Raw genomic sequence first — 489 nt, 5'->3', positions numbered from 1 at the left:
GGGTGGCGGGGGGGGGGCCAGGGCGCGGTTCGGTGCCGCCGCATAGCTGAGGGTGAGGGTGCGGTCGCTCGGGGTGAGGTCGCCCGTCCAGACGGCGACGGGGGTCGAGGCGATTGCCAACGCGACCGTCAGCGCACCGGTCGCGTTCGACGGCTCGTACTGAGACGTCGTGTCGAAGTAGGAGGCCTGCACGGCGGCAGTGCTCGCTTGGGTCGGAGTGAACGTGTAGCGCGCCGTGCCGTCGGCGGCGAGGTCTACTCGTGCAGAGGAGCGGTCGGGCAGGGTGAAGGTCACGGCACCGGGCAGGGTCGTCTCGCCGGCGGTTGCCGTCGTCGTGGCGACGAGGGTGACGGGGGTGCCGATCTCCACCGTGTCGACCGTCGCGGCGCCCGCCGAGATGGTGAGCGTGGTGCTCGTGAGGCCGGCTCCGATCGAGACGGTCTGGCCGGCGGATGTGGCCGGGGCGTGGTCGGCGTCGCCGACCACGGT

The 489-nt window shown here is 72.8% G+C and carries 1 protein-coding gene; it reads right to left on the bottom strand.

The annotated features are described in order from the left end of the window. Positions 1-489: hypothetical protein (locus QN357_RS19260; protein WP_323505438.1), on the bottom strand; the 489-nt coding region annotated here is incomplete at both ends.

It is taken from the genome of Cryobacterium sp. RTC2.1 (genome assembly GCF_035018685.1).
Classification (GTDB): domain Bacteria; phylum Actinomycetota; class Actinomycetes; order Actinomycetales; family Microbacteriaceae; genus Cryobacterium; species Cryobacterium glucosi.
Note: the sequence above shows the minus strand (reverse complement) of the source record. Positions and strands in the feature narration are given on the sequence as shown.